The following is a 24,082-nucleotide window of genomic DNA, read 5'->3' on the forward strand; positions in this document are numbered from 1 at the left end:
CGGGTTCAACGCCGCCAGTCCGCACGGGAAAGCTACCAAGGTCTACATAACCAGGTAATAAGGAGGTATAGAACCGGCAAAGCGCGGAGTTCGGCCTCCGGGGCGGGAGCGCCGTAACCCGGGAGCCGCGGCCGCTGTTGCACCACCGGCGGGTCCACCCACGGTGAACGGAGTTCCGATGCGGCACCTGACCGACGACACGGCCGCGCCCGGCCAGACGGTACAGACGGCACCGGGCGTGGCGGCACCGGGCCGGGCGGCACCGGGCACGGAGCCGCCCGGCCGTGCGGCACCGGGCCGGGCCGGGGCCGAGGCGGCGGGCACCTGGATGACCCCGGAGGCGTACGGCGCCTCGCGCGCCGCCCTGTGGACCGGGGCGGTGGTCCTCGTCACCGACGCCGACGGCCGCGTCCTCGTCCAGAGCGTCGACTACCGGGCCGACCGGCTTCTCCCCGGCGGGGCCGTCGACGCCGGCGAGTCCCCGTCCGCCGCCGCGGCCCGCGAGGTGCGCGAGGAGCTGGGCGTCGAGGGCCGGTACCCGCGCGGCCTCGCCGTGGACTGGATCCCGCGCGAGACCCCCGGCTTCCCGCCGGCGATGCGGTTCCCCGGCGAGGTCCTGTACGTCTACGACGGCGGCACCTGGACCCCGGACCGGATCGACGCCGTCCGCCTCCCCGCCCAGGAGATCACCGGCATCCAGTTCGCCGAGCCCGCCGACCTGCCGGCCCTGATGGACCCAGGGGACGCCCGCCGCACCCTGTCCGCCCTGCGCGCCCGGATCGCCGGCCGCGGCACCGCCCTGCTGGAGGACGGCCGCCCCACCACACCCACGGCCCTCGACCGGCTCGGGGTGCTGCGTACCCGCCGCACCCCGCAGCACGGCACCTGGCACCCGGGCCCGGTACCCGCGCGACAGACCGTACGGGACCGCTCGGGCTGGCTGTTCGCCCCCGACGGCCGGGTCCTGCTCCTGATCGCCCGCGCCACCGGCGCCGCCCACCTTCCGCCCCCGGACGCCGGACCCACCGCGGGCGCCGCTCCGCTGGGCCACCGGCTGACCGCCGACGGGGCCCACGTCCGCACCGCGGCCCGCCTCACCGGCCCGGCCCCGGCCGCCGACCCGGCGTACGCCCGGCTGCTGGCCACTCCCGAGCAGGTCCGCGAGCTGAGCGACTGGGGACCGGCCGGGGAACACGAGCTCGCGGCGGTCCATGCGGCGCGCACCCGGCTGTCGCTGCCGGCTCCCGCCCGCATCCCGCCCACCGAACTGCCCGGGGAGGCCGTCCGCTGGTGACGGCGCGGGCCCGGCCCCGCGGCTCCGGCCAGCCGCCATGACCGGGAAATCCGGCCGCCGGGGCCCCCGGTCCCGCAGCATGGGGCCATGAGCGACAGCGCGATCACCTACACCCTGTACATCCAGGCCGATCCCGCCCGGGTCTGGCAGGCCCTCACCGAACCCGCCCTCACCCGCCGGTACTGGGGCACGAGCTTCGAGACCGACTGGGCCGTGGGCTCGACGATGGACTGGATCGAGCGCGGGGCCCGCACCAGCGACCCCGCCCAGGTGGTCCTGGACTGCGTCCCCGACCGGCGGCTCTCCTACACCTGGCACTCCTTCACCCCGCAATGGGCGGCCGCCGTCGGCATCGGCGAGGAGCTGCGGGCCGAGCTGGCGAAGGAACGCCGCACGAAGGTGACGTACGAGATCGAGCCCGTCGGCGAGACCCTCGCCCGGCTCACCGTCCTGCACGAGGGCTTCCAGCCGGGCGGGACCCTGATCGGCATGTGCGGGCGGGCCTGGCCGCTGCTCGCCTCCAGCCTCAAGACCCTGCTGGAGACCGGGGCTCCGCTGCCCGAACCGGGACACGACGCCGACCAGGGGACGGGCGGGCACGAGGCGCACGAGACCCGCCGGCGCGGCGCCGACCCCGGCAACTGAGCCGCGGCGCCCGCGGGGCTGACGGCCCTCGCCGACGCGGTCCGGCACACCCGCCCCGCCCGAACGGCCCTGCCCCGCGCCTGAGATCATGTGTAACGCCCACGAACCAGGAGCGCAGGCATGGCACTCGAACACCACCGCGTCGTCATCACCGCCGCCGGACGGGACTTCGGGCGGACCTTGGCCCTCCGGTTCGCCGCCCGAGGCGCCGAGGTCCACCTGTCCGCCCGCACCCTCGGCGCCGCCGAGGCCGTCCGCGCGGAGATCCTCGCCCAGGGCCACGACGCCGACCGGGTCCACGCCTACGCCTGCGACCTCACCGACCCCGCCTCGGTACGGGAGTTCGCCGCCGCGGTGGCCGCCCGTACCGACCACGTCGACGTGCTCGTCAACAACGGATCGCGCTACCAGCACGGCACCGACCTGCTGTCCGCCTCGGACCAGGAGGTCGTCGACACCCTGGCCTCCGGTGCCACGGGCACCGTCCTGGCCACCAAGGCCTTCCTCCCGCTCCTCCTGGAGTCGTCGAAGCCGGACATCGTGACCATGGTCTCGGGCTGCGGCGAGACCGGCAACCACCGGTCCGACGCGCACGGCGCCTTCTACGCGGCCAAGAGCGCCCAGGCCGGCTTCACCGAGCTCCTCTCCCACAGGCTCCGCGACCGGGGCGTCCGGGTGATCTCCCTCTACCCGCCGGACTTCGACAACCACGACCCGCTGTCGGACGCCTGGGAGAACGCCCCGCGCACCTCGAAGGACCAGCTCACCGCCCAGTCGGTGCTGGACTGCATCTTCTTCGCCGTCGGCCAGCCCCGCGACTGCTTCATCAAGTCCTTCACCTTCGAACAGGTATGACGGGCACGGGGGCAGGGACGGGAACGGGAGTGGGAGTGGGAGCAGGCACGGAGGCGGACACGATGGCCACGACACTGGCGGAGATCCTTGACGCGGCCGCCGGGGGGCGCTTCCCGCCGCCCGACGGGGGCACCACGGTGGTGCCCCAGCCGAACCGGCGCGACGCGGGGGTCATCGCCTTCACCGCGCACTCCGTGGTGTTCACCGACGAGGACCCGCAGTGGGTCCGCGCCACCCTCGCCTCCCTGGACTGCGACGCGCTGGCCGCCACCATGAACCCGCGGTTCCTGGCCGCGCTGCTGGAACGCACCGGCCGCGCCACCGACACGATCGACCTCCTCACCGTGGCCGCTCCGCTTCCCGGCGAGCCGCCGCTGGCACTGCGGGAGCTCGCCGACCCGGACCACCCCCGCGTACGGCGGGCCCTGCGGCGCCGCGACGGCGTACGGGTCTGGGCCGCGGACGGCGGCGTGATCGTCCTGGGCCGGGGCGTCGCGGGCCGCTGGGAGACGGCGGTCGAGGTGGACGAGGACGTCCGCCACCGGGGCCTGGGCCGGGAACTCGCACGCGCCGCACGCCACTTGGTGCCGGACGGCCGACCGGTCTGGTCCCAGCAGGCCACCGGCAACGCACGCAGCATCCGCGCTTTCCAAGCGGCCGGTTTCCGCCCGGTCGGCGCGGAATCACTGATGCTGCCCCGCGCCGACTGAGGCCGCCGGCGCACCCGGCCGACATCCCGACGAGGCCCCGACGGCACCCTGATCACCGGCCGTTCACGGCAGTCGTGTGGAATGGAGGCATGGCGAGAGGGAAGAAACAGCGGCCACCGGCCATCGGCATGCCGACGTCGGTCCTGGTCGTGCCCGCGCGGGACGGCCGGGCACAGTCCGTCGCCGGGGTCGGGTGCGGGCGGCCCGATCCGGACGTCGTGGACGCCGAACAGGCCAAGGACCGTGCGGCCGGGACGGTCCGCCGGGCCGCCGGACTCCACGGCCGCACGGTCCGGATCGACTGGCGGCAACGTCCGGACGGGTCGTGGGCCGGGCACCTCGGGGAAGGCGCCGCACGGTGAGCGACCCGGACGACGACGCCCCCGCCGAACACTGGCGCTACGCCCGGCATGTGGAGGCCCTGGCCGCCGCACCGGACACGGCCGCCGAAGTCGAGGCGGTGTCCGCCGTACTCCGCGACCCCGACCCGGTGATGGCCGAGAGCGCCGTGGTCACCCACCTCGACCGCCGGGCGGAACGGCTGCTGGCCGACGAGGAGTTCCCCGCCTGGGCCACGGCCCTGGCCGCCGCCCTCGCGGGCCGTGCGTTCGCCGAGCGGCGGCTGCGCGAGTGGACCCTGCTGCGGGCCGTCGACGGGGGTGGCCCCTGGTCGGCGGCGGAGCTCACCGCGGCCTCCGACTGGTGTCAGCGCACCGCCGTCCGGTCGGTGGCCTCGTACGAGGCCCTCACCCTGCTCGCCGCGGACGCCCGCACTCGCCGTGTCCGCAACGCCGCCGCCGAACGCCTGCGCAAACACACCCCGGCCTGACGCGGCTCCCGGCGCCGGGACCGGCGGCCCGGCCACGCCCGGGGCGCGGGGGAACGCGACAGGCCCCCTCCGGAGAGGGGGCCTGCGGGTGAGGACCGAAGGTCCTTCGAAGCTGCGTCAGTTGGCCTTGCGGACGCGGGCCGCGGCGCGCGCCTCCGCCGTCAGGCGGGCCTCCGCCGTCTTGCGGGACTCCTTGCCCCGGCCCGGCCGCCCCGGGCGCCGGCCCATGCCGCGGAAGCCCAGCTCGGAGCCCGAGGGCTTGCCCTTGGCGTCGGTGGGCGCGGCGCCGGCGAGCGGCACCCCGGAGGGCGCCTTGGCCCCGGTGATCCGGCTGAGCGCCGCCTCGCCGGAGCGCACCTGGGTGATCTCCGGCCGGATGCGGGCGTCGGCCATCAGCCGGACCATGTCCCGGCGCTGGTTCGGCGTGACGAGCGTGACGACCCGGCCGGACTCGCCGGCCCGCGCCGTACGGCCGCCGCGGTGCAGGTAGTCCTTGTGGTCGGCGGGCGGGTCGACGTTGACCACGAGGTCGAGGTCGTCGATGTGGATGCCGCGCGCGGCCACGTTGGTGGCGACCAGCACGTTGACGGCGCCGGTCTTGAACTGCGCCAGCGTCCGCGTGCGCTGCGGCTGCGACTTGCCGCTGTGCAGGCCCTCGGCCCGTACGCCCATGGCGCGCAGGTGCTTCACGAACTGGTCGACCCCGTGCTTGGTGTCGAGGAACATCAGCACCCGCCCCTCGCGCGCCGCGATCTCCGTCGCCGCCGAGATTTTGTCGGCCGCGTGGATGTGCAGCACGTGGTGGTCCATCGTGGTCACCGCGCCCGCCTGCGGGTCGACGGAGTGGGCGACGGGGTCCTTCAGGTACGTCCGGACCAGCTGGTCCACGTTGCGGTCCAGGGTCGCGGAGAACAGCATCCGCTGCCCCGCGTGGTGCACCTGGTCCAGGATCTCCGTGACCTGCGGCATGAAGCCCATGTCACACATCTGGTCGGCCTCGTCGAGCACGGCGATCTTCACGCGCTCCAGGTGCACGTCCCGCCGGCCCACCAGGTCGCTGAGGCGTCCGGGGGTGGCCACCACGATCTCCGCGCCGGTGCGCAGCGCACTGACCTGCCGGCCGATGGACAGGCCGCCGACGACGGTGACCATCCGCAGCTTCAGGGCGTCGGCGTACGGGGTCAGCGCCTCGGTCACCTGCTGCGCCAGCTCGCGCGTCGGTACGAGGACCAGCGCGAGCGGGCGCTTGGGGTCCGCCTGCCGGCCCGCGGTGCGCGCCAGCAGGGCCAGGCCGAAGGCCAGCGTCTTGCCGGATCCGGTCTGGGCGCGGCCCAGGACGTCGCGGCCGGCCAGGGCGTTCGGCAAGGTGGCGGCCTGGATGGGGAAGGGGTCCTTCACCGCCAGGTCGGCCAGCTTCTTCACCAGCTCAAGGGGCAGGTCGAGCTCGGAGAACGACGCCACCGGCGGGAGCGCCGGCGTCGTCGACCGGGGCATCGAGAACTCGCCCTGCGGTCCGAGGGTGCGCGTGGGCTTGGCGGCGGACTTGCCACCGCCCTTCGCACCCGCCTTCACACCGAAGCGCCCATGAACTGACGGGTTCTTCATGCAGAACCTTTCGAAGAAGCACAGCGAGAACAAAAGATGGTCAACCGCCCATGGTACCAGCGGGCCCTAGTCCTCCCCGGCGGCCGATTCCCCGGCCCCGGGCGGGGTCGCGGACAGCTCCCCGGCCCGCACCTGCGCCAGATGGGCGCGGGCCTCGCCGGCCGCCCGCCCGAACCAGTCGGCGATCACCGCGATCTCGTCCGGCGTGTAGTCGGCGAACAGTGCCCCGAGCCGGTCGTAGAAGGGCTGGTACACCGCGAAGACCCGGACCGCGGCCTGCGGGTCGGCCACCACGCGGACCCGGCGCCGGTCGGCCGGGTCGGGCCGGCGGTGCGCGTATCCGGCCCGCTCCAGGCGGTTGAGGACCCCCGTCACGGCTCCCGTGGTGAGGTTCACCAGCTCGGCGAGGTCCCCCGCGGCGAGGGGGGCGTCCCCGGCGCCCAGGATGTGGCCCAGGCAGGTCAGGTCCGTGACGTTCAGCCCGAGGAGCTGCGCCATCTCCTGCTGGCCGACGATGCCCACGGCGACGTAGTGGTCCATGCGCGAAAGCGCCTCCCCGGCGGTGGCCGGAGGGCGGGACTTGCCCTGCACGCCAGATACTCCTTAGTGTCTAAGTTACTTAGCTCGTGAGATGCTTATTTCGTGAAGTAAGCGTCCCGCTCCGAGCCTAGTGCCGCCCGTACGACCAGGGAGAATCATGAGCGCGCACGGCGACGTCGACCTCGGCCACACCGTGGCCGGATGGACCGGCACCACACTGGCCCTGATGGGCTTCACCGGATCGGGCGCCGCGGTGTGCGCGGCCTGGGTCCCCGGCATCTGGATCGGCCTCGCGGTGGTGGCCGTGGCGGGCGTCGCCACGTGGAGGCTGCACCTCGCCGGATGGGGCAAGGCGAGCGGACCCCGCCCCGCCTCCCGCCGCGACTGGCGGGTCCGGGACACCGCCGCGCACGCGGGGCACGCCGACTGCCTGGGCTGCCGGATCGGCGGACCGCGCCGGGCCCGCGCGGGAGGCCTCGTGGCCGGGGCCGGCTCGCCGGCGGTGGAAGCCGGACCCCGCACGGCCGTGTCGGCCGGGTCCGTGTCGGCCTGAGCGGCCTCGTCCGCCGTCCTGGTCCGCGCCGTCCTGCGCGTCCTGCGCGTCCTGGGCGGCCGGGGGCGCCCCCGCAGCGCGATTCCCCCGATGTGCGGACGAGGTGGTCAGAAGTTCGAGTCGGCGCCGCGCCACGGTTGGCCGCGTTGAGCGTGTGGTGCGCAGGGCCGTCAGGCAGGATCGAAGACGGCCGCGTGTGCGGCCCGCAGTGGAACGTCGTGAAGGATCAGCAAGATGGCAACAGGCATCGTGAAGTGGTTCAACTCCGAGAAGGGGTTCGGCTTCATCCAGCAGGACGACGGCGGCCCGGACGTGTTCGTGCACTTCTCCGCCATCGAGTCCACCGGCTTCAAGTCGCTGGAGGAGAACGCGAAGGTCGAGTACAACGTCACCCAGGGCCCCAAGGGTCCCCAGGCTGAGCGGGTGGTTCCCCTCTCGTAGTGCCGCTTCACGGGCCCGCCCGTGAGGTGAGCCCCGCCGGTCCGTCCGGCGGGGCTCACGCGCGTTTCAGGCGCGGTGCAGCGCCAGCAGCAGCGTCCACAGGCGGTCCGCCAGGCCGGCCGGATCCGCCGGGATGCCGTCGTGGAGCCAGTCCGCGAGGACCCCGGTGAAGGTGGCGGCCACCGCCGAGGCGACGAGTTCCGCGTCGGGGGCGCCGGCGGCCGCGCGCTCGGCGCGGGCGCGCTCGCGCAGCTCCCGGTGGAGCCGGTCGCCGAGGGGTCCGCCGCCGCCCGGCAGCAGCAGGGTGCGGTACAGCGCCGCCCGCCCGGCCGCGCCGGCCAGGAAGTCGGCCAGTGCGGCCGGCGGCCGGACCGGGGGGCGCGCGCAGGGGCCGGTCTGCCAGGCGTGCAGGGCGTCGACGCCGGCGTGCACCACGTCGGCGCACGCGTCCACGGCGAGCGCGGTGAGGTCCTCGTAGTGCAGGTAGAACGTGGCGCGGCCGACGCCCGCCCGGCGGACCACCGCGGAGACGCTGACCTCGGCGAGCGGACGGCCCGCGCACTCGGCGAGCAGCGCCTCGCGCAGCCTGGCCTTCGTCCGGGCCGTACGGGGATCCTCGGCGCGTGCGTCGGGACGCGCGCCGGGGCGCGGGTCCTGAGGGGTCACGCGGCGAGCAGCGCGGCGCCGAGGGCGAGCGCGCCGGGCAGGGCCTGGGCGAACAGGATGCGCTTGTTGGCGGTGGCGGCCCCGAAGATGCCGGCGACGATCACGCAGGCGAGGAAGAAGACCTGGGTGGCGAGCGAGTCGATGACCAGCCCCCAGACCAGGCCCGCGGCCAGGAACCCGTTGTACAGCCCCTGGTTGGCCGCGAGAGGGGCGGTCAGGCGGGCGGTCTCCGCGTCGAAGCCGGACAGGGCGCGACCCGGCGGGCGCTGCCACAGGAACATCTCCAGCACCAGGAAGTACGCGTGCAGCGCGGCGACGAGGGCGATGAGGATCTGGGCGACCGTGTGCATGGCCGGCTCCGCTTCTCGGAAGGGTCGGGCAGGGCGGCGAGCGGCGGTCCCCCGCTTCCTGGACAACTGTACAGGAAGTCCTGGCGGCGGCCTTGGCGCGGGGCGGGGGCCGGGCCCGTCCGCGCGCTCCGGCAGGGCCCGGCCCCCGACCTGCACCACGGCCCCCGGCTCCCAGGCCCGACCTCCCGGCCCCCGGCTCCCGGGCCCCGGCCCTCAGGCCTCCCGCACGGAAATGGCCGAGACGGGGCAGGCCCGGGCGGCCTCGCGCACCAGCGCGCTGCCGGCGCCGTCCTCGCGGCCCGGGAGGAGCGCGCTGATCCCGTCGTCGTCCTGGGTGAAAACCCCGGGCGCGGCCAGCGCGCACTGGCCGGCTCCGATGCACGCGCCTGTGTCGATGGCGATCGCCACGCGGCCGGGCGGCACGCCCCTCACCACGCCACGGGGAGTTCGACCATGCCCTGGATCGTGTCGCCGGGCTTGAAGGGGATGCGGTCCGGCTCGGCCGCCAGCCGCAGCCGCGGGAGCCGTTCGAAGAGCGCGGCCAGCGCGATCTCCATCTCCGCGCGCGCCAGGTTCTGGCCCAGGCACTGGTGGATGCCGAAGCCGAACGCCACGTGGTGCCCGTGGGGCCGGTGCCAGTCCAGGTGGTCGGGTTCCTCGAAGACCGCCCCGTCGCGGTTGATGACGGAGGTGGAGAAGCCGACCCCGTCGTCGGCGCGGACCGTCACCCCGCCGATCTCGATGTCCTCGGTGGTCACCCGCAGCATTCCGTCCGCGATCGACAGGAACCGCATCAGCTCCTCGACAGCCGCCGGCATCAGCTCCGGCTCGGCGCGCAGTTCGGCCAGCTGCTCGGGGTGCCGCAGCAGGGTGAACGTGCCGAGGGAGATCATGTTGGCGGTGGTCTCGTGCCCGGCGACCAGCAGGATCACGGCGAGGGAGACCAGCTCCTCGACGTCGACCTCGCCGGTCTCCAGGCGCCGGGCGATCAGTTCGTCGAGCAGTCCGTCGCCCGGCTCCCGGCGCTTTCGCTCCACGAGCTCGACGAGGTAGGCGTCGAGCTGCCGCCGGGCGCCCTCCACGTCGGCGGCCTCCGGGCCGCGCAGCAGCCGGCGCGACTGCCCCTCGAAGAACTCGTGGTCCCCGTACGGGACCCCGAGCAGGGCGCAGATCACCATCGAGGGCGCCGGCATGGCGAAGGCGCTAACGAGTTCCGCGCGCGGACCCGCCGCCACCATCTCGTCGATCAGCCGGTCGACGGTCTCGCGGATGCGCGGGCGAAGGGCGGCGGTCCGCTTGAGCGTGAAGCTGGGGATCAGCATCCGGCGCTGGGTGTTGTGCTCGGGGTCGTCGACCCCGAGCAGGGCGGTGCGGCGGACCTTCAGGCCCTTGAACCGCCTGGAGGGGGTGGGGAAGGCGGCGTTCTCGCGGTCGGTGGACAGCCGCCCGTCGGAGAGCAGGGCGCGCGCCTCGGCGTGCCCGGTGACGACCCATACGGAGCGGCCGTCGAAGAGGGTGACCCGGGAGAGCGGGCGGCCCTTCCGCAGCGGCTCGTACGCGGCCGGCGGGTGGTAGGGGCAGGTTCGGTCCTGGGGGAACGCGACGGTCTCTGACATGAAGCACCTCGCATGCGATGGTTCCGTCTTGCCGGACTCCATTACATGCCTGAGGCACCTATCCCACCCATGCCACTTTCGGCCAGATCACCCAAGTTCGCCCACAGGGCCCGGTCGGCGCACGCGGACCGGTCCGGTCGGGCCCCGGCATGCGGCCCCGGCATGCGGCCCCGGCACGCGGGCCCGGACCTGCGGGCCTGAGGGCCCCGGGCGGGCGGCCTCCGGCGGGCCGACCCCTCAGAGGTGGGCGTCCAGGAACCCCCGGAACTCCTCGCGGGTCATCGGCCCGGCCTGGCTCGCGACCACCTCGCCGTCCTTGAGGAGCACGGCGGTCGGGGCGCCGGTCACCCCGTAGCGCCTGGTCGGGCCGGGGCAGCGGGTGATGTCGGTGCGGACGGCCGTGAACCGGGTCCCGTACTCCTGCTCCTGCGACAGTTCGGCCACGAGAGCGTCCATCGCCCGGCAGGCCTCGACGGCCTTGGGCCAGGTCCCGCAGAAGTAGGCGAGGACCGGCCCCGGCGTCATCGAGAGGATGAAGTCGAACTCCTGGTCCTCCAGGGGCTGGTGCACCCGACGTGCCATGCGCGGCGCTCCTCGCTCGTGCGCCCGCCGGTCATCGGCGGGGCGCCCCCATCATCGCCGGTCGGCGCGGCGGCCCGCGGCGGGCCCGTTGTCAGTGGCGCCTGTGAAGCTGGACCCATGGACGACAGGATGCTCCGGCGCCGGGTCTACGGCGCCGACCACGACGACCCCGACCCCGGCCCCCGCCCCGGCCACGTCTACGGCGAACTCGTGGGCGGACCCCTCGACGGGCTCCTGCTCGACGTCACCGGCTGGAGCGCCCCGCAGCTCGCCGAAGAGGCCCGCCTCCCCACGGAGATAGGGCGCTACGGCGCCGGCGGCCGCGCCCACTACCGGCGCCGCGCTGCCGACCCGGGTCACTGGGACTGGACCGGCGACAGCCGCTGACCGGCGGGCCGCCCCGGCGGAGTCGACGGGCGCCCGAAGGCGGAACGGGAGGGCCCGGAGCCGACCGGAGCCACGGGACGGGCGAGCCCCCGGTCCGCCGACGTGCGACCGGGGGCTCGTGCTGTTCTTCCGGCGGGCCGCCGCGACCGGATGCGTCAGCGGGCGACCGGATGCGTCAGCGGCCCGCCGCGTTGCGGCTCACGCTGCGCGCCCACAGCACCAGCGGTACCTGGAGCGGCAGCCGGGCGATGGTCGCGGCCCGGACGGCGGGCGAGCGGCGCCGCGCGTCGGCCGCCATCTTCACGTTCGCCGGGAGCACCCCAACGAAGAAGACCGCCGCGGCCAGCGCCGCCGTACGCCGGGTCCGCGGATGGGCGACACCGGCGGCCAGGACGAGCTCGGCCACGCCGCTCGCGTACGTCCACTGCCGCGGGCGGCCCGGCAGCGAGCGGGGGACCATCGCGTCGAACGGCCCGGGCAGGGCCGCGTGGGCGAGCGCGGACCCGGCCAGCAGTCCGGCGAGGAGCAGGGGGGAGGAGGGGCTGCGCGGCATCGGGTTTCCTCTCGGGAACGGCCTGGGCCCGCCGATCCTACTCGTGGGTAGATCCGGTGGGGGAGGGCCGTGCGGACGGTCCGGTGGCCGTCTCCGAAGATTCTTCGAAGAATTTCCCGGGAGCTGTCGATCCGGGCGCCTCCCGTTCGACGCAGAGGTGAGAGGCAGGGAACGCCCCCGCCCTCCCGACCGAGGAGTCACCATGCCGCGCTTCCTGACGATGATCCGCATCGACGAGCAGAACCTGCCCACCGAGGGCTTCCCCGCCGACTTCGAGCAGCGCATGGGCGCCCTCCTGGAGGAGATCACCAAGGCCGGGGTCATGCTCGACACCGCCGGGCTGTTCCCCACCTCCGAGGCCACCCGTCTCAGCTGGTCCGGCGGGAAGATCAGCTACACCGACGGCCCCTTCACCGAGACCAAGGAGGTCGTGGGCGGCTACTCCCTGAGCCAGTGCAAGGACAAGGCCGAGGCCGTCGAGTGGACCAGGCGGTTCCTGGAGATCCACCCGGCCCACTGGAACCTCAGCGCCGAGGTGCGCGAGATCCAGGAGATGTGACCCGGCGGCGCCCCGCGCCGCGTTTGCCCTGCCGCGTCACGGCTGCTCTGATGGGTGGCCGTGACGGCAGTGAGTACGGCCCAGGCGGTCGAAACGGTGTTCAGGATCGAGTCCGCGCGGATCATCGCCGCCGTCGCCCGGATCGTGCGCGACGTCGGCATCGCCGAGGAGCTCGCCCAGGACGCCGTCGTCGCCGCCCTGGAACAGTGGCCCGCCACGGGTGTCCCGGACCGGCCGGGCGCCTGGCTCACGGCCACCGCCAAGCACCGCGCGATCGACCTCGTCCGCCGCAAGGAGACGTACGCGCGCAAGCTCGCGGAGGTCGGCCGGACCCTGGAGGACGTACCGCCGCCCGCCGAGCCGGCCGACCCGGACGACATCGACGACGACCTGCTGCGGCTGGTCTTCACCTCCTGCCACCCGGTCCTGGCGACCGAGGCCCGGATCGCCCTCACCCTGCGCCTGATGGGCGGACTCACCACCCAGGAGATCGCCCGGGCCTTCCTCACCTCCGAGGCCACCGTCGCCCAGCGCATCGTCCGGGCGAAGCGGACGCTGGCCAAGGCGGGCGTGCCCTTCGAGGTGCCGTACGGGACCGACCGCCACGAGCGGCTCGCCTCGGTGCTGGAAGTCATCTACCTCGTCTTCAACGAGGGGTACTCGGCGACCGCGGGCGACGACCTCGTCCGCCCGGCCCTGTGCGAGGACGCCCTGCGCCTCGCCCGCGTCCTGGCCGCCCTGATGCCCGCCGAACCCGAGGTGCACGGGCTCGCCGCGCTGCTGGAGTTCCAGGCCTCCCGCATCGCCGCCCGCACCGGCCCCGGCGGCGAACCGGTGCTGCTCGCCGACCAGAACCGGTCCAAGTGGAACCGGCTGCTCATCCACCGGGGCGTCGCGGCGATGCGGCACGCGGGAACCGGCCCGTACTCCGTCCAGGCCGCCATCGCCGGCTGCCACGCGGCGGCCGTCCGCTACGAGGACACCGACTGGACGGCGATCGCCACCCTGTACGGGCGGCTCGTCCTGCTCGTCCCCTCGCCGGTGGTGGAACTCAACCGGGCCGTGGCCGTCTCGATGGCCCGGGGCCCCGAGGCGGCGCTGCCGCTCGTCGACGCCCTCGCGGCGGAACCCGCCCTGCGCGCCTACCACCTGCTGCCGAGCGTACGGGGAGACCTGCTGGAGCGGCTCGGCCGCCCGGCGGAGGCCCGCGCGGAGTTCGAGCGCGCCGCCGCGCTCACGCACAACGGGCAGGAACGCGCCCTGCTCCTCCAGCGCGCCGCCCGCCTCTGAACGAGCGGAAGCGCGGGCACCCCCCTCACACGATCCCGCGTACGGATCCGCGCGGCCCGGGGACCCGCGGCTGCCGGCCCCGGCTCAGGCGCGCCGGGCGAACGCGGCCACGTCGAGCGGCGTCCGCGACGGCCGCCGCGGCGCGGTCAGGGCGATGGGCCGGCCGAAGCCGCCGCAACGGGTGACCTGCTGGACCGTCAGGCGCAGCGCCTCCTGGAAGCCGCCCATGGTGCGCCGGGCCGCCGCGGTGTCCACGTAGAGGGAGTTCATGTGCAGCCCCTCCGCGTCCCGCTGGAACCAGGAGCACGCCCCGTTGGCGCGCGCCGACCACACGTGGGTGGCGGGCCGCCACTCGTCGTGCCGCTCGGCGCCCCGGCACTTGCGCATGTCGATGTACGAGAAGAAGTTCACCGGGTACGGCCAGGACCGGGCCGCGAACTCCTCGGGCGCCAGCAGCTCCCACGCCCGGACGAACGGCACGTCGATGTGCGCGATCATCTCGCCGAACCCGGCCCGGACCCCCGCCATCACCTGGCCGAAGTCCCGGCCGGGCGAGGCGTCGAACTCGATCGGCATGGTGTTCACGAACCAGCCCACCGAGTCCGCCCACGTATCGCGGCCGCGCTCGCTGACCGGCATCAGGCCCCGGTAGACCCCGGGCCCGCCCGCCTCGCGCAGACACACCGCGACCGAGGCCAGCACCCCCATGAACGGCTTGCCGCCGACCGCCAGGCAGGTCTTCTCGAACACCTCCGCCTCACCCGGGTCCAGCAGCAGGGAGGCCTCGTTGACGATCGGGTACATGCGTCCCGGCTCCACGCCGAGGTCCAGGGGGAAGCGCGGGAAGAACTCCTCCTCCGGGCCCATGAAGGACTTCCAGTAGTCCAGGCGTTCGTCACGGACGTCGATGGACAGGTAGCGGCGGCGCTGCTCCTCCGCGAAGTCCAGGTAGCTCGGCGCGGGCTCCGGCGCGATCTCCTCGCCGCGGCACAGGGCCTCGTACGCAGTCATCACCTCCTGGACGACCACCGGCATCGACATGCCGTCGCACACGATGTGGTCGAACGCGAGGTAGACCGTGGCCGAGTCGTCGCGGAGCACCGCGCCCATGACGAACAGCGGCCACGACAGGGTGTCGATGCTCCGGGTGAACCGCTCGACGAGGAAGCCGCGCAGCCGTTCGGAGGTGTCGAACGCCCCCACGTGCTCGGCGTCGAGTGCGAGCTCCTCCGGCGCGAAGGGCTCGCAGGCGAGCTCTCCGGCCAGCCGCCGGAACGCGCACCGCAGCACCTCGTGGCGCTGGACGAAGCAGAGCAGTGCGCGGGCCAGGGCCGGCTCGTCCAGCGCTCCGGCCACCTCGAAGGTGACCGCGAGCCACGAGGCGGCGGGGTCGTCGGCGGCCCGGCTCTCCTCGGCGACGGTGAAGTGCTTGTCCTGGTTGAAGGACGCCCTCCTGCCCGCCCCCTCGCCCTGGCCGTCGGCCTCCGCCGCCGTGGACCGCAACCGCCACTCGACCACCCGACCGGGTGCCACGTGGTGCATCTCCAGAGGAAACTGCCGCATTCCGTCATCCCTTCGCCCCGAGTCAACCCCCAGGCCCTAACGACCCCCGGGCCGGGTAAGTGACGGAATCACTCGGGGCGGAGCCGGGGGAGCGCTGCGGCGGGGTGGTCCGGCGGCGTGCGGTTCAGGCGCCGGAGCCGCCCGTGCCACCGGCGGCGCCGTGGCTGTCCGGGCGGAGTTCGATGTGGTCGGCGGCGAGGTCGACCGCGACGCGGTGCTCCATGCCGAGGGCCTCCAGGAACTTGTGGGGGAGCTGGACGCGGCCGCTGCGGTCGAGCATGACGTACTCGCGTTCGCTCACGGACTCGGCGCCGTGCTCGTCGGTGACGGTGCGGCGGAGCACCTCGGTGCTGGTGCGGCCGTCGCGCATGGCGACCGTACGCCGGACCTCGCCGGCCACGAGGGGGTCGTGGGTGACGATGACCACGGTCGCCCCGAGTTCGCGGTTCACGGTCCGCAGGGCCTCGAAGACCGCCGCTCCGGTTTCGGAGTCGAGCTCCCCGGTGGGCTCGTCGGCGAGGAGGACGGCGGGATCGTTGGCCATGGCCACGGCGATCGCCACCCGCTGCTGCTGGCCGCCGGAGAGCGCGGCGGGGCGGCGGTCGGCGAGGTCGGCGATGTCGAGGGCCTCCAGGAGCTCGGCGGTGCGGGCCGCGTGGCGCCGGGCCGCACCGCGCCGGCCGCCACGCAGCTGCATCGGGAGCGCGATGTTCTGCGCGGCGGTCAGGAAGGGGAGCAGGTTGCGCGCGGTCTGCTGCCAGACGAAGCCCACGGCCTCGCGCCGGTAGCGCAGCCGCTCCCCGGCGGACATCTCCAGCAGGTCGTAGCCGCCGACGGTGGCGGTTCCCGCGGTCGGGACGTCCAGCCCGGCGAGGATGCCCAGCAGGGTGGACTTGCCGCTGCCCGAGGCGCCGACCAGCGCCATCAACTCACCTTGTGCGACGCTCATTTCGAGCCCCTGCAGGGCCTGGACCTCCACCCCGGCCGTGGTGAAGACGCGGACCAGGCGGTCGCAGACGATCGCGGCCCCGGCCGTGTGCCCGCGGGGTGCGGCGGCGGCCAGCGCCTGCTGCCGCAGCTCCTGGTAGGTGGGCGCCTCGCTGCTCATCGCTGGTCTCCCGCTCTCAACTCGGTGGTGATCTGTCGCCTGCCGGATATCGCGGCCTCGGCCAGTACGACCGCCGACACCAGGCCCGCCAGGCCCAGCGACTGGGACAGTACGGGCCACACGTCCGCCCGCAGCCCGGCCGGCACCGGCGAACCGACGAGCGTGGACAGGTCCACGGCCGGCCCGAGCAGGGCCACCGCCGCCAGTGCCACCAGCGCACCGCCGAACGCGGCGACCAGTGCCTGCGGCAGGGCCTCGGCGAGGATCAGCGCGACTCCCTGCCGGGGCCGCAGCCCCATGGTGCGCAACCGGGCCAGCAGCGCGGCCCGTTCGGGCGCGGCCCGGACCAGGGTCAGCAGGAGGGCCAGCAGGGCGAAGCCCGCCGCGCTCGCCAGCGAGGCCCAGAACAGCCGGCCGGCCGACCTCTGGAGCGGGTCCGCGGCCAGTTCGGCCACGATGCCGGAGCTCGTGGCCGTGCGGTACTGCTCCGCCGTCGCCCCGGGTGCGGCGGTGGTGACCAGCTGCGCGAGCCGGGTCCCGTCGGTGAGACCGGTCGCGAACCACCGGTTGGGCCGGGCGGACCCGGGTACGGCCGCGGCAGCCGGCCCGGCCGGCAGCACGATCGTGGCCGTCGCGGAGGCGTCGAGCGCGGGCGTGCCGTCCACCACGGCGGCGGCCCTGACCCGGAGTTCGTCACCGCCGATCCGCAGCCGCAGCGCCTCCTGTCCCGCGCCCGCCGGGCCGCCGAGGTCACTGCTGAACAGCGCCGGCACGGGGGAGCCGGGCCCGCCCGCCACGAGGACGGCCGGATCGAAGCCGCCGCGCCCGGCCGTCCGGGCCAGCTCGGCGTACGCCACCGGATCGGCGACGACCACCGTGACGTGGGGGGAGCCCTTGGCGGTGCCGAACAGGAACGCGTCGTCACTCGTCCACACGGGGACGGAGGTACGCACGCCGGGCAGCGCGGCGGCGGCCCGGAGCAGCTCCGGCGGCAGCGGATCGCCCTCCCGCGCCACGATCCGGCTGTCCCCGCCGACGGCCTGCCGGGCCGCCCCCAGCCGGGAGGAGTCCACCGAGCCCAGCACCGTGACCCCGAACCCGGCGGTGGTCACGGCCAGCAGCAGCGCCACCAGCGGCAGCACCGACGGCCGCGCGCGGCCCCCGGTGCCGCGTGCCGCGCGGGCCAGCCCGAGGAAGCCGACCACGCCGGGCCGCCGGGCCGCGGCCCGGGCCAGCGCCCCCACGAGGGCGGGCTGGATGCGGGCCAGGAGCAGCCCGCCGGTCAGCGCCAGCAGCAGCGGCGCCGCGACCAGCAGCGGGTCCAGCCCGGCCCCGGCCGGGGCGACCCCGCGCCGGCGCACCTCGAACACGGCGGCGCCGGTGGCGGCCACGACGAGGAGCTCGGGGACGAGCCGCCGCCGGGGGCTCCGCCCGCGCGGAGCGGACAGCAGCACGAAGGCCCGTACGGGAAGGGCCAGGAGGGCCAGGAGCGCGACGGCCGAGGCGGCGAACAGCGAGGCCGTGGCCCGCGGCGCCGGCAGCAGTACGAGGGCGAGCCAGCAGGCGAGCGCGGAGGCGGGCAGCACGGTGACGGCGCCCTCCCCGAGCAGGCGGCGCACGATGGACCGGCGCGAACCGCCGCGCGCGAGCAGCAGCCGCAGCTCGGCCTCGCGCCGGTCGCCGCCGAGCGCGGCGGCCAGGCAGAACACCACGGCGGCCACCCCGGCGACGCCGGCCGGGCCGATGGCGGCGAGCGGCGCGGCCGCCTGCTGCCGGGCCTCCGCTTGGGCGAACAGGGCGGGGAGGCGGGAGGTGATGCGCAGGTCCGGCCGCTTGATGGCGAGGGCCAGCTCGGCGGCGGTGGGACCGGCGACGAACGCGGCGACCTCCCGTTCGACACCGGGCATGCGGTCGGCGCGCAGGACCGAGGTGTCCACCGGGAGCCGCCAGAAGAAGTCGGCGCCGCGGCCCCAGGGCGCCAGCCGGTCGATGGAGTCCGCCCCGACGACGGCGGTGGTCTCCCAGAAGATCTTCGGTTCCGGCGGCACCGTCACGTTCTCGCAGGCCCTGGTCAGGCAGGGGAGATCGGTCCAGTAGACGTCGGCGGGGTCGGCGTCGTAGAGGCCGACGACCTCGGCCCGGTCGCTCACGCCGAGGTCGGCCACGGATTCCAGCACCGTGCCCAGCGGGGCCTTGAGGGTCTCGGAGGCCTTGCGGGACAGGGCGACCGGGACCGGCGCGCCGGGCGCCCCGCCCTCCGGCCAGCGGCCGGCGACCAGCCGGGTGTGGGCCGCGATCTCGGGCAGGTGCAGCAGGCTGAGGCGCGGGGCGACGCCCTCGGGCCGGGCCAGGCCCGGATTGGCGAGGGAGCGCCCCTTCAACGCGCGCACGCCGTGTACCGGACCGCTCGGGGCGACCCGGAAGGTGCCGCCCGTACGCGCCCGCAGCTCGGCCAGGACGGAGTCCATGTCCGCCGGCGTCAGCTGTCCGTACCGCGCGGAGGCGACGGCGGTCAGGCTCGTCTCGCTCGGCCCCCGCTCGTGCAGGAAGGAGCGCAGGGCGTGGTCGGCGCCCCGGTCCACGGCCCGCGGGAGCGCGGCCGCCAGCAGTACGGCGACGAACGCCAGGGCGGCGGCGAGCAGCGCGGCCAGCGGGGCCGCGCGCAGCCGGGTCCGCACCCAGGGCGCGGGCCGGAACCGCCGTCGCTCGCCGGCGGTGGGGGCCGGGCCGGTCACATCTCCTCCACGTGCCGCAGCCGGGCGGCCACGTCTCGGTCGTACCGGCCGCCGAGGACGGCCGACAGCAGGGGTACCGCGGCGATCGCGGCGGCCATCAGCAGGGTCTGGGTGCCCGGCAGGTCCACCAGGATCTCCGGCACGGGCCGGCGCGCGGCCGGCGTCAACACCACCAGCGGCACCACCAGGTGGACCACGGCGGCGCCCAGCCCCAGCCCCACGGCGGTGGCGAGGCCGACCAGGAGCCCGCCTTCGGCGGCAGCGGTACGGGCCAGTCTCCGGCGGGGCGTTCCGAGCGCCAGCAGGACCGCGAACTCCGCGGCCCGCTCGCGCCGGGTGGCCGCGGCGGCCGCTCCGAAGCCGATCGCCGCCAGCACCGCGCAGGCCACGGCGAGGGCGGCCAGCGCGCTCTGCGGGCCCGCGCTCAGCGGGTCGTCCAGCAGCACGGCGGCGACCTCCTCGCGCAGTTCCACCTGCTGCGACCCGGCGCCCGCGCGCAGTTCGGCCGCCGCGCGCGCGGGCGCGGGGTCGGACGGCGACGCGGCGGGCAGCCACCACTCGCCGGCCGGGGGCAGCTCCAGCCCGCCGTCGGCCGCCAGCAGCCGTCCGGCGGTGGCCAGGTCGACGGCGAGCGCGGTGTCGCCGGCCACCGGCAGCGAGCCGACGGCCGCGGTCACCCGGACCGGGACGGTGGCCCCGCCCAGCGGGACGGGGACCAGGTCCCCGACTCCGGCCCCGACCGCGGCGAGGTAGCGGTGGGTGGCGACGCCGGGCACCTCGGGCGCTGGGGCCGCGCCCGGGACCAGCCCGAGCTGGATGCCGCCGGCGGTGTCCCCGCCGCCGCGGTAGCGCAGCCGCGGGAGCGCCGGTGCGCCGTCCGGCGGGGGCAGCAGCTCGGCGGCGGGGGCGCCGCCGTTCAGCGTCGGGGTCTTCAGGGTCCAGCCCGGAGCCCCGGCCGGCACCGGTACGGTCACGGACGGCCCGCCGGGGGTGTCGGCGACGGCGAGGCGGCGTACGGCCAGCTCCCCGGGGGCCTCCGCGTCCTCGCGGGGGAACCGGTAGGTGCCGGAGTACTCCGCGCCGTACGAGAGGACCAGCCCCGCGACCGACAGGGGTGCGGCGGGAGCGCCGAGGGGCGCCCCGGCCAGCGCGTCGACGTCCACGGAGACGGTGCCGTCCCCGGACTCCGGCAGGCGGAGCATCGGCGACCGGAACGTCAGCCCGAACCGGTCCCGCAGCAGCAGTCCGAGGCCCGCCCGGGAAGCGCCCTCCGGCACCCGCACCGTCACGTCGACGTCGATGCGGCGCGGCCGTCCGGGCAGCTCGACGGCGTTCCCGCCGGCCGGGCCGGCCGTTGCCAGTGGCGCGAACAGCTCCCGCATCGGGCGCCCGTCGCGCAGGTCGGCGCGCAGCGGCACCCGGTCGGCCACGGCGGCGGCGCCCAGCGCGAGCACCTGGGCGGGCTTCCCGCCCGGCAGGTCCTGGACCGTGCGCACCACCGGGACGACGCGCTCGCCGCCGGGCAGCGCGGCGTACCGGCCGCCGCGGCCCGCGGGGTTCAGCTCGCTGCCGGAGATCCGCAGGCCGCCGGCGGTGGCGAAGTCTGCCTGGTCGCGCTGGGACGCGGACCAGGCGGTGTGCTGGCCGAGCGCCAGGACACCGCTGGAGACGGCGAGCACGAGGAGCAGCACCGGCCCGGTGGACCGCTTGGGCCGGCGGGCCAGCTGCCAGCCGACCAGGGCGGGTCCAAGGCCGCTGCCGCGCGCGGCGATCCGCCCGCCCAGCCGGGCGGCGAAGGGCAGCAGCCGCAGCACGAGCAGGGTGCCGGCGCACATGGCCAGCGTGGGGGCGGCGACCAGCACCGGGTCGACGCCGAAGCCGTCGGAGGCCGCGGTCGCAGAGCCGTTGGCGCCGTCGGTGCCGGACCCGGGGTCCTCCCCGCTGCCGTACCGGGCGAGTTGGCGGTACGCGAGCACGGCGAGAGCCAGCAGCGCCAGGTCGGCGCCGGACCGGGCCGCCCCTGCGACCAGGGCCTGACGGCGGCCGCTGCGGCGCAGTGCGGCGGCCCCGGCGCCCCGCAGCGCGCCGGGCAGCGCGGTCAGCAGGACGCAGCCCAGGGCGCAGGCGGTTGCGACCGGCCACGACAGCCAGGTTCCGGACGTGTCCAGCGGGACCCCGGACAGCGGGCCGAAGCCGGTGAGCAGGTCCAGCAGGGGCGGGGTGAGCAGCGGGGCGAGGACGGCGGCGGGCAGGGCGAGCAGCAGGGACTCGGCCGCGCCCAGGGCGCCCAGCCGCAGGCGGGAGGCGCCGCGCGCGGTCAGCAGGACGCGCTCCGGCTCCTGCCGGTCCGTCAGGAGGTGGGAGACGAGCAGCAGCGCGGCCCCGGCCAGCACGGCCAGCTGGAGCGCGCCGACCAGCAGCGAGGAGCGGGCGACGGACTGCCCGGAGCGCAGCTCGGCGAGCACGGCGGGGAGATCCGACGTGGCCTGGTGCCCGGCGGGGGCCTTCACCCCGGACTCCTCCGGCGCCCCGTCCGCGAGCCCCGCCGCCCGGCCGCGGAGCGCCTCGGCCCCGGCGGCGTCGACGGCGGAGAAGTCGGGGTCCAGCAGCGACGCGCGGCCGTTCTGCGCGAGGGCGCCGGAGGTGAAGGCGGAGTCGTCCACGAGCAGCGGCCCGTACGTGGTGAACCCGCCGACCCGGAGCCCGCGGCCGCCGACCGGATCGAGCCGCCAGTAAGGGGAGTCGGGGTCGGCGGCCAGGTACACGCCGGTGACCCGGACGGTGAGCGGGGCGCCGCCGAACCGGTCGTCCAGGCGGACCTCGGCGGGCAGCGCGGCCCCGGTCAGTCCGAGCCGGGCCAGCGCGGCCCGCGGGACAACGACCGCGAGCGGTCCGGGTTCCGCGGCGGCCCCGGGCCACTGGCCGTCGAGGAGGCGTACGCGCGCCCGGTCGAGGGAGGCGAGCAGGGTCAGATCGGGCTGCCTGCCGGGGGAGACCGCCCCGGGCAGCCCGTACGGGCGGCTGCGTGCCAGGCTCTCCACGGCGACCGGCAGCCGGCCGAACAGCTCGTCGGAGAAGGCGCGTACCGCCTGCTCGTCGGCCGCGCGGGAGGCCGCGGCGTGCTCGGAGGTCACCAGGACGGTGGCACGGGAGTGGCCCGGGCCCTGGAGCGCCTGCCGCAACCCCGCCTCGCCGACGCCGCGGGTGAAGGCGAACAGCGCCGTCAGCACGGTCGTCGTGATCAGGACGGTGAGCAGTACGGCGACGGCGAGCGGCAGTCGCCCGCGCAGCCGGCGCGTGACGAAGCCGAGCATGTGCCTGTTTCCTCCCCCATCCGGACCGTTGGTACCGGATAGCGGACGATGCTGCCAGATTCGAACGCATGGCGGAAGGGACTTGCGCGATATGTGTGGCGGGTGAGCAAATGCGAACGGGTGGCGCCTCGGACGCCGCCGGAAGGCCGATTCGAGGGGGAGCGCACGCCATGACGCAGCACCGGGAGAGCACGCCGGAACCCATCCTGACGGTGGTCGACGTGCACCGCAGCTTCGGCACCGGGGAGCAGGCCGTGCACGCGCTGCGGGGTGTGTCGTTCGACGTGCGCAGGGGCGAACTCACCGCGCTCAAAGGCCGGTCCGGCTCGGGCAAGACCACCCTGCTGAACGTGGTCGGCGGCCTCGACACCCCGTCCGGCGGCGCCGTCTCCCTCGACGGCACGGACCTGGCGGGCCTGGACGAGGCCGGGCTGCTGGAACTGCGCCGCGACCGGATCGGCTTCGTGTTCCAGTCCTTCGGCCTGATCCCGGTGCTCACCGCCGCGGAGAACGTCGGCGTACCGATGCGGCTGCGCAAGGTGCCCGCCGCGCAGCGCGAGGAACGGGCCCGGACCCTGCTCGCCCTGGTGGGGCTGAGCGAACACGCGGAACAGCGCCCCGGCGAACTCTCCGGCGGACAGCAGCAGCGCGTCGCGGTGGCCCGCGCCCTGGCCAACGAGCCCGACCTGATCATCGCGGACGAACCGACCGGTCAGCTCGACTCCGAGACCGGACGGCAGATCATGGGGCTGCTGCGGGCCGTGGTGCGCAGCGAGGGAGTCACCGTCCTCGTCGCCACCCACGACCCGGTCCTGATCGAACTCGCCGACCGGGTCGTGGAGCTGCGCGACGGCCGCATCGTGGAGGGGCAGGGCGCGGAGCAGGCGGTTACGGGCTGAAACCGCCGCCGGGCGGCAGCGGCAGGCGCGCCGCCAGCTCCATCAGCACCCGGACGGCCCGGGAGCCGGCGGCCACCTCCACGCGACCGCCGGCCCGGACCCACCGGTCCAGCACGAGCAGGAGGCCCGAGTCGCAGAAGGTCACGCGGGTCGCGTCCAGGACGAGGCGGCGGGCGCCGCGGGCCGCGCCGTCCACGAGGAGGCGGTGCAGGGGCACGCAGGTGTAGTGGTCGAACTCCCCGTCCAGGCGGACGGCGAGGACGTCACCGCGGAGCGTGGCCCGTATGCGGGGGAGGGGGCCGGGGCCGGCCTCGACGGGGAGCTCCGCGAAGGACTCGTCCGGAGCGGCGGCGGGCAGGACCGGGGCGTCTACCGGGGCGTCTATCGGAGTGCGCATGCCTCCCCCAACGGGCCGCACCCCGGTACGGAACGGGCGGGACCCGCTCATTCACCCGCGCGGGCCGCCCCGCTGACCCGTTCCGGCGATCTTCGCGCCCGCACCCGCGCCCGGGCGGGCCGCACTGCGGTGTGCAGCGCCGACGCGACGGTCATCGGGGCGGCCGCCCGGGCGGAAAGCAGACTCCCGAGCACGGCGATCGCGACCCCCGCCAGGAGGTGCATGCCCAGGCCGTCGTGCCGGCCTACCGGGCGGGGCTGGTCCCGCCCGGCTCGCTGGAGCGCGCGAGGAGTTCCTCCATCACCTGCGCCGGGAGGGCCGGGTTGGCGGCCGCGGCGCCCGCCAGTGACTCGCCCGCGCCCGAGAGGAGGCGAGTGAGGGCCTCGGGCGGCAGGGCGGGGTGGGCGGCCGCGTGGGAGCCGGCCCGGGAGTCGGCCAGGCAGGGCAGGAGGGCCCCGGGCGTCGCGTTCGGGTGCACCGCTGTCTTCCGCAGGGCCCACCGCACGGGCGGTTGGTGGCGGGCCAGTTCCTCCAACAGGGTTCCCGCGCGTCCGGGTCGGAGGCGACCCCGCCGTGGACCTGCACCCCGTA

The 24,082-nt window shown here is 75.7% G+C and carries 26 protein-coding genes; 12 read left to right on the forward strand and 14 right to left on the reverse strand.

Annotated features, from left to right (window positions below):
- Positions 1 to 178: 178 nt before the first annotated feature.
- The 6 genes from ACFWTC_RS04960 to ACFWTC_RS04985 all read left to right on the forward strand — a co-directional run bounded on the left by ACFWTC_RS04960 (position 179) and on the right by ACFWTC_RS04985 (position 4,333).
- Positions 179 to 1,294, forward strand: coding sequence for an NUDIX domain-containing protein (locus ACFWTC_RS04960; RefSeq protein WP_383919369.1), 1,116 nt, complete (start codon positions 179 to 181; stop codon positions 1,292 to 1,294).
- Positions 1,295 to 1,381: 87 nt separating this feature from the next.
- Positions 1,382 to 1,939 (forward strand): SRPBCC domain-containing protein, encoded by a 558-nt coding sequence (locus ACFWTC_RS04965; RefSeq protein ID WP_383919372.1) that lies wholly within the window; start codon positions 1,382 to 1,384, stop codon positions 1,937 to 1,939.
- A gap of 120 nt (positions 1,940 to 2,059) precedes the next feature.
- Positions 2,060 to 2,794, forward strand: a complete 735-nt coding sequence (locus tag ACFWTC_RS04970; protein ID WP_384026234.1) for an SDR family oxidoreductase — start codon at positions 2,060 to 2,062, stop codon at positions 2,792 to 2,794.
- Between the two features lie 62 nt (positions 2,795 to 2,856).
- The gene (locus tag ACFWTC_RS04975) at positions 2,857 to 3,504 is read left to right on the forward strand and encodes a GNAT family N-acetyltransferase (RefSeq protein ID WP_383919377.1); all 648 of its coding nucleotides are present in this window, start codon (positions 2,857 to 2,859) and stop codon (positions 3,502 to 3,504) included.
- An 89-nt stretch (positions 3,505 to 3,593) separates the two neighbouring features.
- Positions 3,594 to 3,866, forward strand: a complete 273-nt coding sequence (locus tag ACFWTC_RS04980) for a hypothetical protein (RefSeq protein WP_383919380.1) — start codon at positions 3,594 to 3,596, stop codon at positions 3,864 to 3,866.
- Entirely contained in the window at positions 3,863 to 4,333 is a 471-nt protein-coding gene (locus ACFWTC_RS04985) for a hypothetical protein (protein WP_383919383.1), read from the forward strand. The genes ACFWTC_RS04980 and ACFWTC_RS04985 overlap by 4 nt, the downstream gene beginning before the upstream one ends.
- A 117-nt stretch (positions 4,334 to 4,450) precedes the next feature.
- Here ACFWTC_RS04985 and ACFWTC_RS04990 read toward each other — a convergent pair whose 3' ends face one another.
- Complete coding sequence (locus ACFWTC_RS04990; protein WP_383919386.1) at positions 4,451 to 5,938, reverse strand: DEAD/DEAH box helicase; 1,488 nt, start codon at positions 5,936 to 5,938, stop codon at positions 4,451 to 4,453.
- Between the two features lie 66 nt (positions 5,939 to 6,004).
- A complete protein-coding gene (locus tag ACFWTC_RS04995; protein ID WP_383919389.1) occupies positions 6,005 to 6,529 on the reverse strand; it encodes a MarR family transcriptional regulator in 525 nt (174 codons plus the stop codon).
- Positions 6,530 to 6,635: 106 nt separating this feature from the next.
- On the opposite strand from ACFWTC_RS04995, the gene ACFWTC_RS05000 reads away from it, so the two are divergent.
- On the forward strand, positions 6,636 to 7,031 hold the full coding sequence (locus ACFWTC_RS05000) for an HGxxPAAW family protein (RefSeq protein WP_383919392.1): 396 nt from the start codon (positions 6,636 to 6,638) through the stop codon (positions 7,029 to 7,031).
- A gap of 234 nt (positions 7,032 to 7,265) precedes the next feature.
- Positions 7,266 to 7,472, forward strand: a complete 207-nt coding sequence (locus ACFWTC_RS05005; RefSeq protein ID WP_383919393.1) for a cold-shock protein — start codon at positions 7,266 to 7,268, stop codon at positions 7,470 to 7,472.
- A gap of 66 nt (positions 7,473 to 7,538) precedes the next feature.
- On the opposite strand, the gene ACFWTC_RS05010 is transcribed toward ACFWTC_RS05005, so the two are convergent.
- From ACFWTC_RS05010 to ACFWTC_RS05030, 5 genes are all read right to left on the reverse strand, one after another.
- Entirely contained in the window at positions 7,539 to 8,138 is a 600-nt protein-coding gene (locus ACFWTC_RS05010) for a TetR/AcrR family transcriptional regulator (RefSeq protein ID WP_384026231.1), read from the reverse strand.
- On the reverse strand, positions 8,135 to 8,488 hold the full coding sequence (locus ACFWTC_RS05015; protein ID WP_383919399.1) for a DUF1304 domain-containing protein: 354 nt from the start codon (positions 8,486 to 8,488) through the stop codon (positions 8,135 to 8,137). The genes ACFWTC_RS05010 and ACFWTC_RS05015 overlap by 4 nt, the downstream gene beginning before the upstream one ends.
- Before the next feature lie 213 nt (positions 8,489 to 8,701).
- Positions 8,702 to 8,896: a ferredoxin gene (locus ACFWTC_RS05020; RefSeq protein WP_383919558.1), complete on the reverse strand. Its 195-nt coding sequence runs from the start codon at positions 8,894 to 8,896 to the stop codon at positions 8,702 to 8,704.
- A gap of 20 nt (positions 8,897 to 8,916) precedes the next feature.
- A complete protein-coding gene (locus ACFWTC_RS05025) occupies positions 8,917 to 10,104 on the reverse strand; it encodes a cytochrome P450 (protein ID WP_384026228.1) in 1,188 nt (395 codons plus the stop codon).
- A gap of 237 nt (positions 10,105 to 10,341) precedes the next feature.
- Complete coding sequence (locus ACFWTC_RS05030; protein ID WP_383919404.1) at positions 10,342 to 10,686, reverse strand: thioredoxin family protein; 345 nt, start codon at positions 10,684 to 10,686, stop codon at positions 10,342 to 10,344.
- Positions 10,687 to 10,803: 117 nt separating this feature from the next.
- Here ACFWTC_RS05030 and ACFWTC_RS05035 point away from each other — a divergent pair, with 117 nt between their 5' ends.
- Positions 10,804 to 11,073, forward strand: a complete 270-nt coding sequence (locus ACFWTC_RS05035; RefSeq protein WP_383919408.1) for a hypothetical protein — start codon at positions 10,804 to 10,806, stop codon at positions 11,071 to 11,073.
- Positions 11,074 to 11,248: 175 nt separating this feature from the next.
- Here the strand turns inward: ACFWTC_RS05035 and ACFWTC_RS05040 are convergent, their stop codons facing one another.
- On the reverse strand, positions 11,249 to 11,626 hold the full coding sequence (locus tag ACFWTC_RS05040) for a hypothetical protein (RefSeq protein ID WP_383919411.1): 378 nt from the start codon (positions 11,624 to 11,626) through the stop codon (positions 11,249 to 11,251).
- 202 nt (positions 11,627 to 11,828) lie between these two features.
- Between ACFWTC_RS05040 and ACFWTC_RS05045 the strand changes: the two genes are divergently transcribed.
- Positions 11,829 to 12,185 carry a YciI family protein gene (locus ACFWTC_RS05045; protein WP_384026225.1) on the forward strand — a complete coding sequence of 119 codons (357 nt, stop codon included), beginning with the start codon at positions 11,829 to 11,831 and terminating at the stop codon, positions 12,183 to 12,185.
- Positions 12,186 to 12,254: 69 nt separating this feature from the next.
- Positions 12,255 to 13,475, forward strand: a complete 1,221-nt coding sequence (locus tag ACFWTC_RS05050) for an RNA polymerase sigma factor (RefSeq protein WP_383919561.1) — start codon at positions 12,255 to 12,257, stop codon at positions 13,473 to 13,475.
- Positions 13,476 to 13,559: 84 nt separating this feature from the next.
- Here ACFWTC_RS05050 and ACFWTC_RS05055 read toward each other — a convergent pair whose 3' ends face one another.
- From ACFWTC_RS05055 to ACFWTC_RS05070, 4 genes are all read right to left on the reverse strand, one after another.
- Complete coding sequence (locus ACFWTC_RS05055) at positions 13,560 to 15,038, reverse strand: condensation domain-containing protein (RefSeq protein ID WP_384026222.1); 1,479 nt, start codon at positions 15,036 to 15,038, stop codon at positions 13,560 to 13,562.
- A gap of 124 nt (positions 15,039 to 15,162) precedes the next feature.
- A complete protein-coding gene (locus ACFWTC_RS05060; protein ID WP_384026220.1) occupies positions 15,163 to 16,146 on the reverse strand; it encodes an ABC transporter ATP-binding protein in 984 nt (327 codons plus the stop codon).
- Complete coding sequence (locus ACFWTC_RS05065; protein WP_384026217.1) at positions 16,143 to 18,881, reverse strand: hypothetical protein; 2,739 nt, start codon at positions 18,879 to 18,881, stop codon at positions 16,143 to 16,145. The genes ACFWTC_RS05060 and ACFWTC_RS05065 overlap by 4 nt, the downstream gene beginning before the upstream one ends.
- Positions 18,878 to 22,195 (reverse strand): FtsX-like permease family protein, encoded by a 3,318-nt coding sequence (locus tag ACFWTC_RS05070; protein ID WP_384026214.1) that lies wholly within the window; start codon positions 22,193 to 22,195, stop codon positions 18,878 to 18,880. Before ACFWTC_RS05070 ends, ACFWTC_RS05065 begins: the two co-directional genes overlap by 4 nt.
- A gap of 170 nt (positions 22,196 to 22,365) precedes the next feature.
- Between ACFWTC_RS05070 and ACFWTC_RS05075 the strand changes: the two genes are divergently transcribed.
- The gene (locus ACFWTC_RS05075) at positions 22,366 to 23,094 is read left to right on the forward strand and encodes an ABC transporter ATP-binding protein (RefSeq protein WP_383919426.1); all 729 of its coding nucleotides are present in this window, start codon (positions 22,366 to 22,368) and stop codon (positions 23,092 to 23,094) included.
- Here ACFWTC_RS05075 and ACFWTC_RS05080 read toward each other — a convergent pair.
- Together ACFWTC_RS05080 and ACFWTC_RS05085 are read right to left on the reverse strand one after the other, a co-directional pair.
- Positions 23,084 to 23,491: an STAS domain-containing protein gene (locus ACFWTC_RS05080; RefSeq protein WP_383919429.1), complete on the reverse strand. Its 408-nt coding sequence runs from the start codon at positions 23,489 to 23,491 to the stop codon at positions 23,084 to 23,086. The genes ACFWTC_RS05075 and ACFWTC_RS05080 overlap by 11 nt on opposite strands.
- A 244-nt stretch (positions 23,492 to 23,735) precedes the next feature.
- Entirely contained in the window at positions 23,736 to 23,969 is a 234-nt protein-coding gene (locus tag ACFWTC_RS05085; protein ID WP_383919432.1) for a hypothetical protein, read from the reverse strand.
- Between the last annotated feature and the right edge of the window lie 113 nt (positions 23,970 to 24,082).

Source organism: Streptomyces sp. NPDC058619, from assembly GCF_042717785.1.
Lineage (GTDB): Bacteria > Actinomycetota > Actinomycetes > Streptomycetales > Streptomycetaceae > Streptomyces.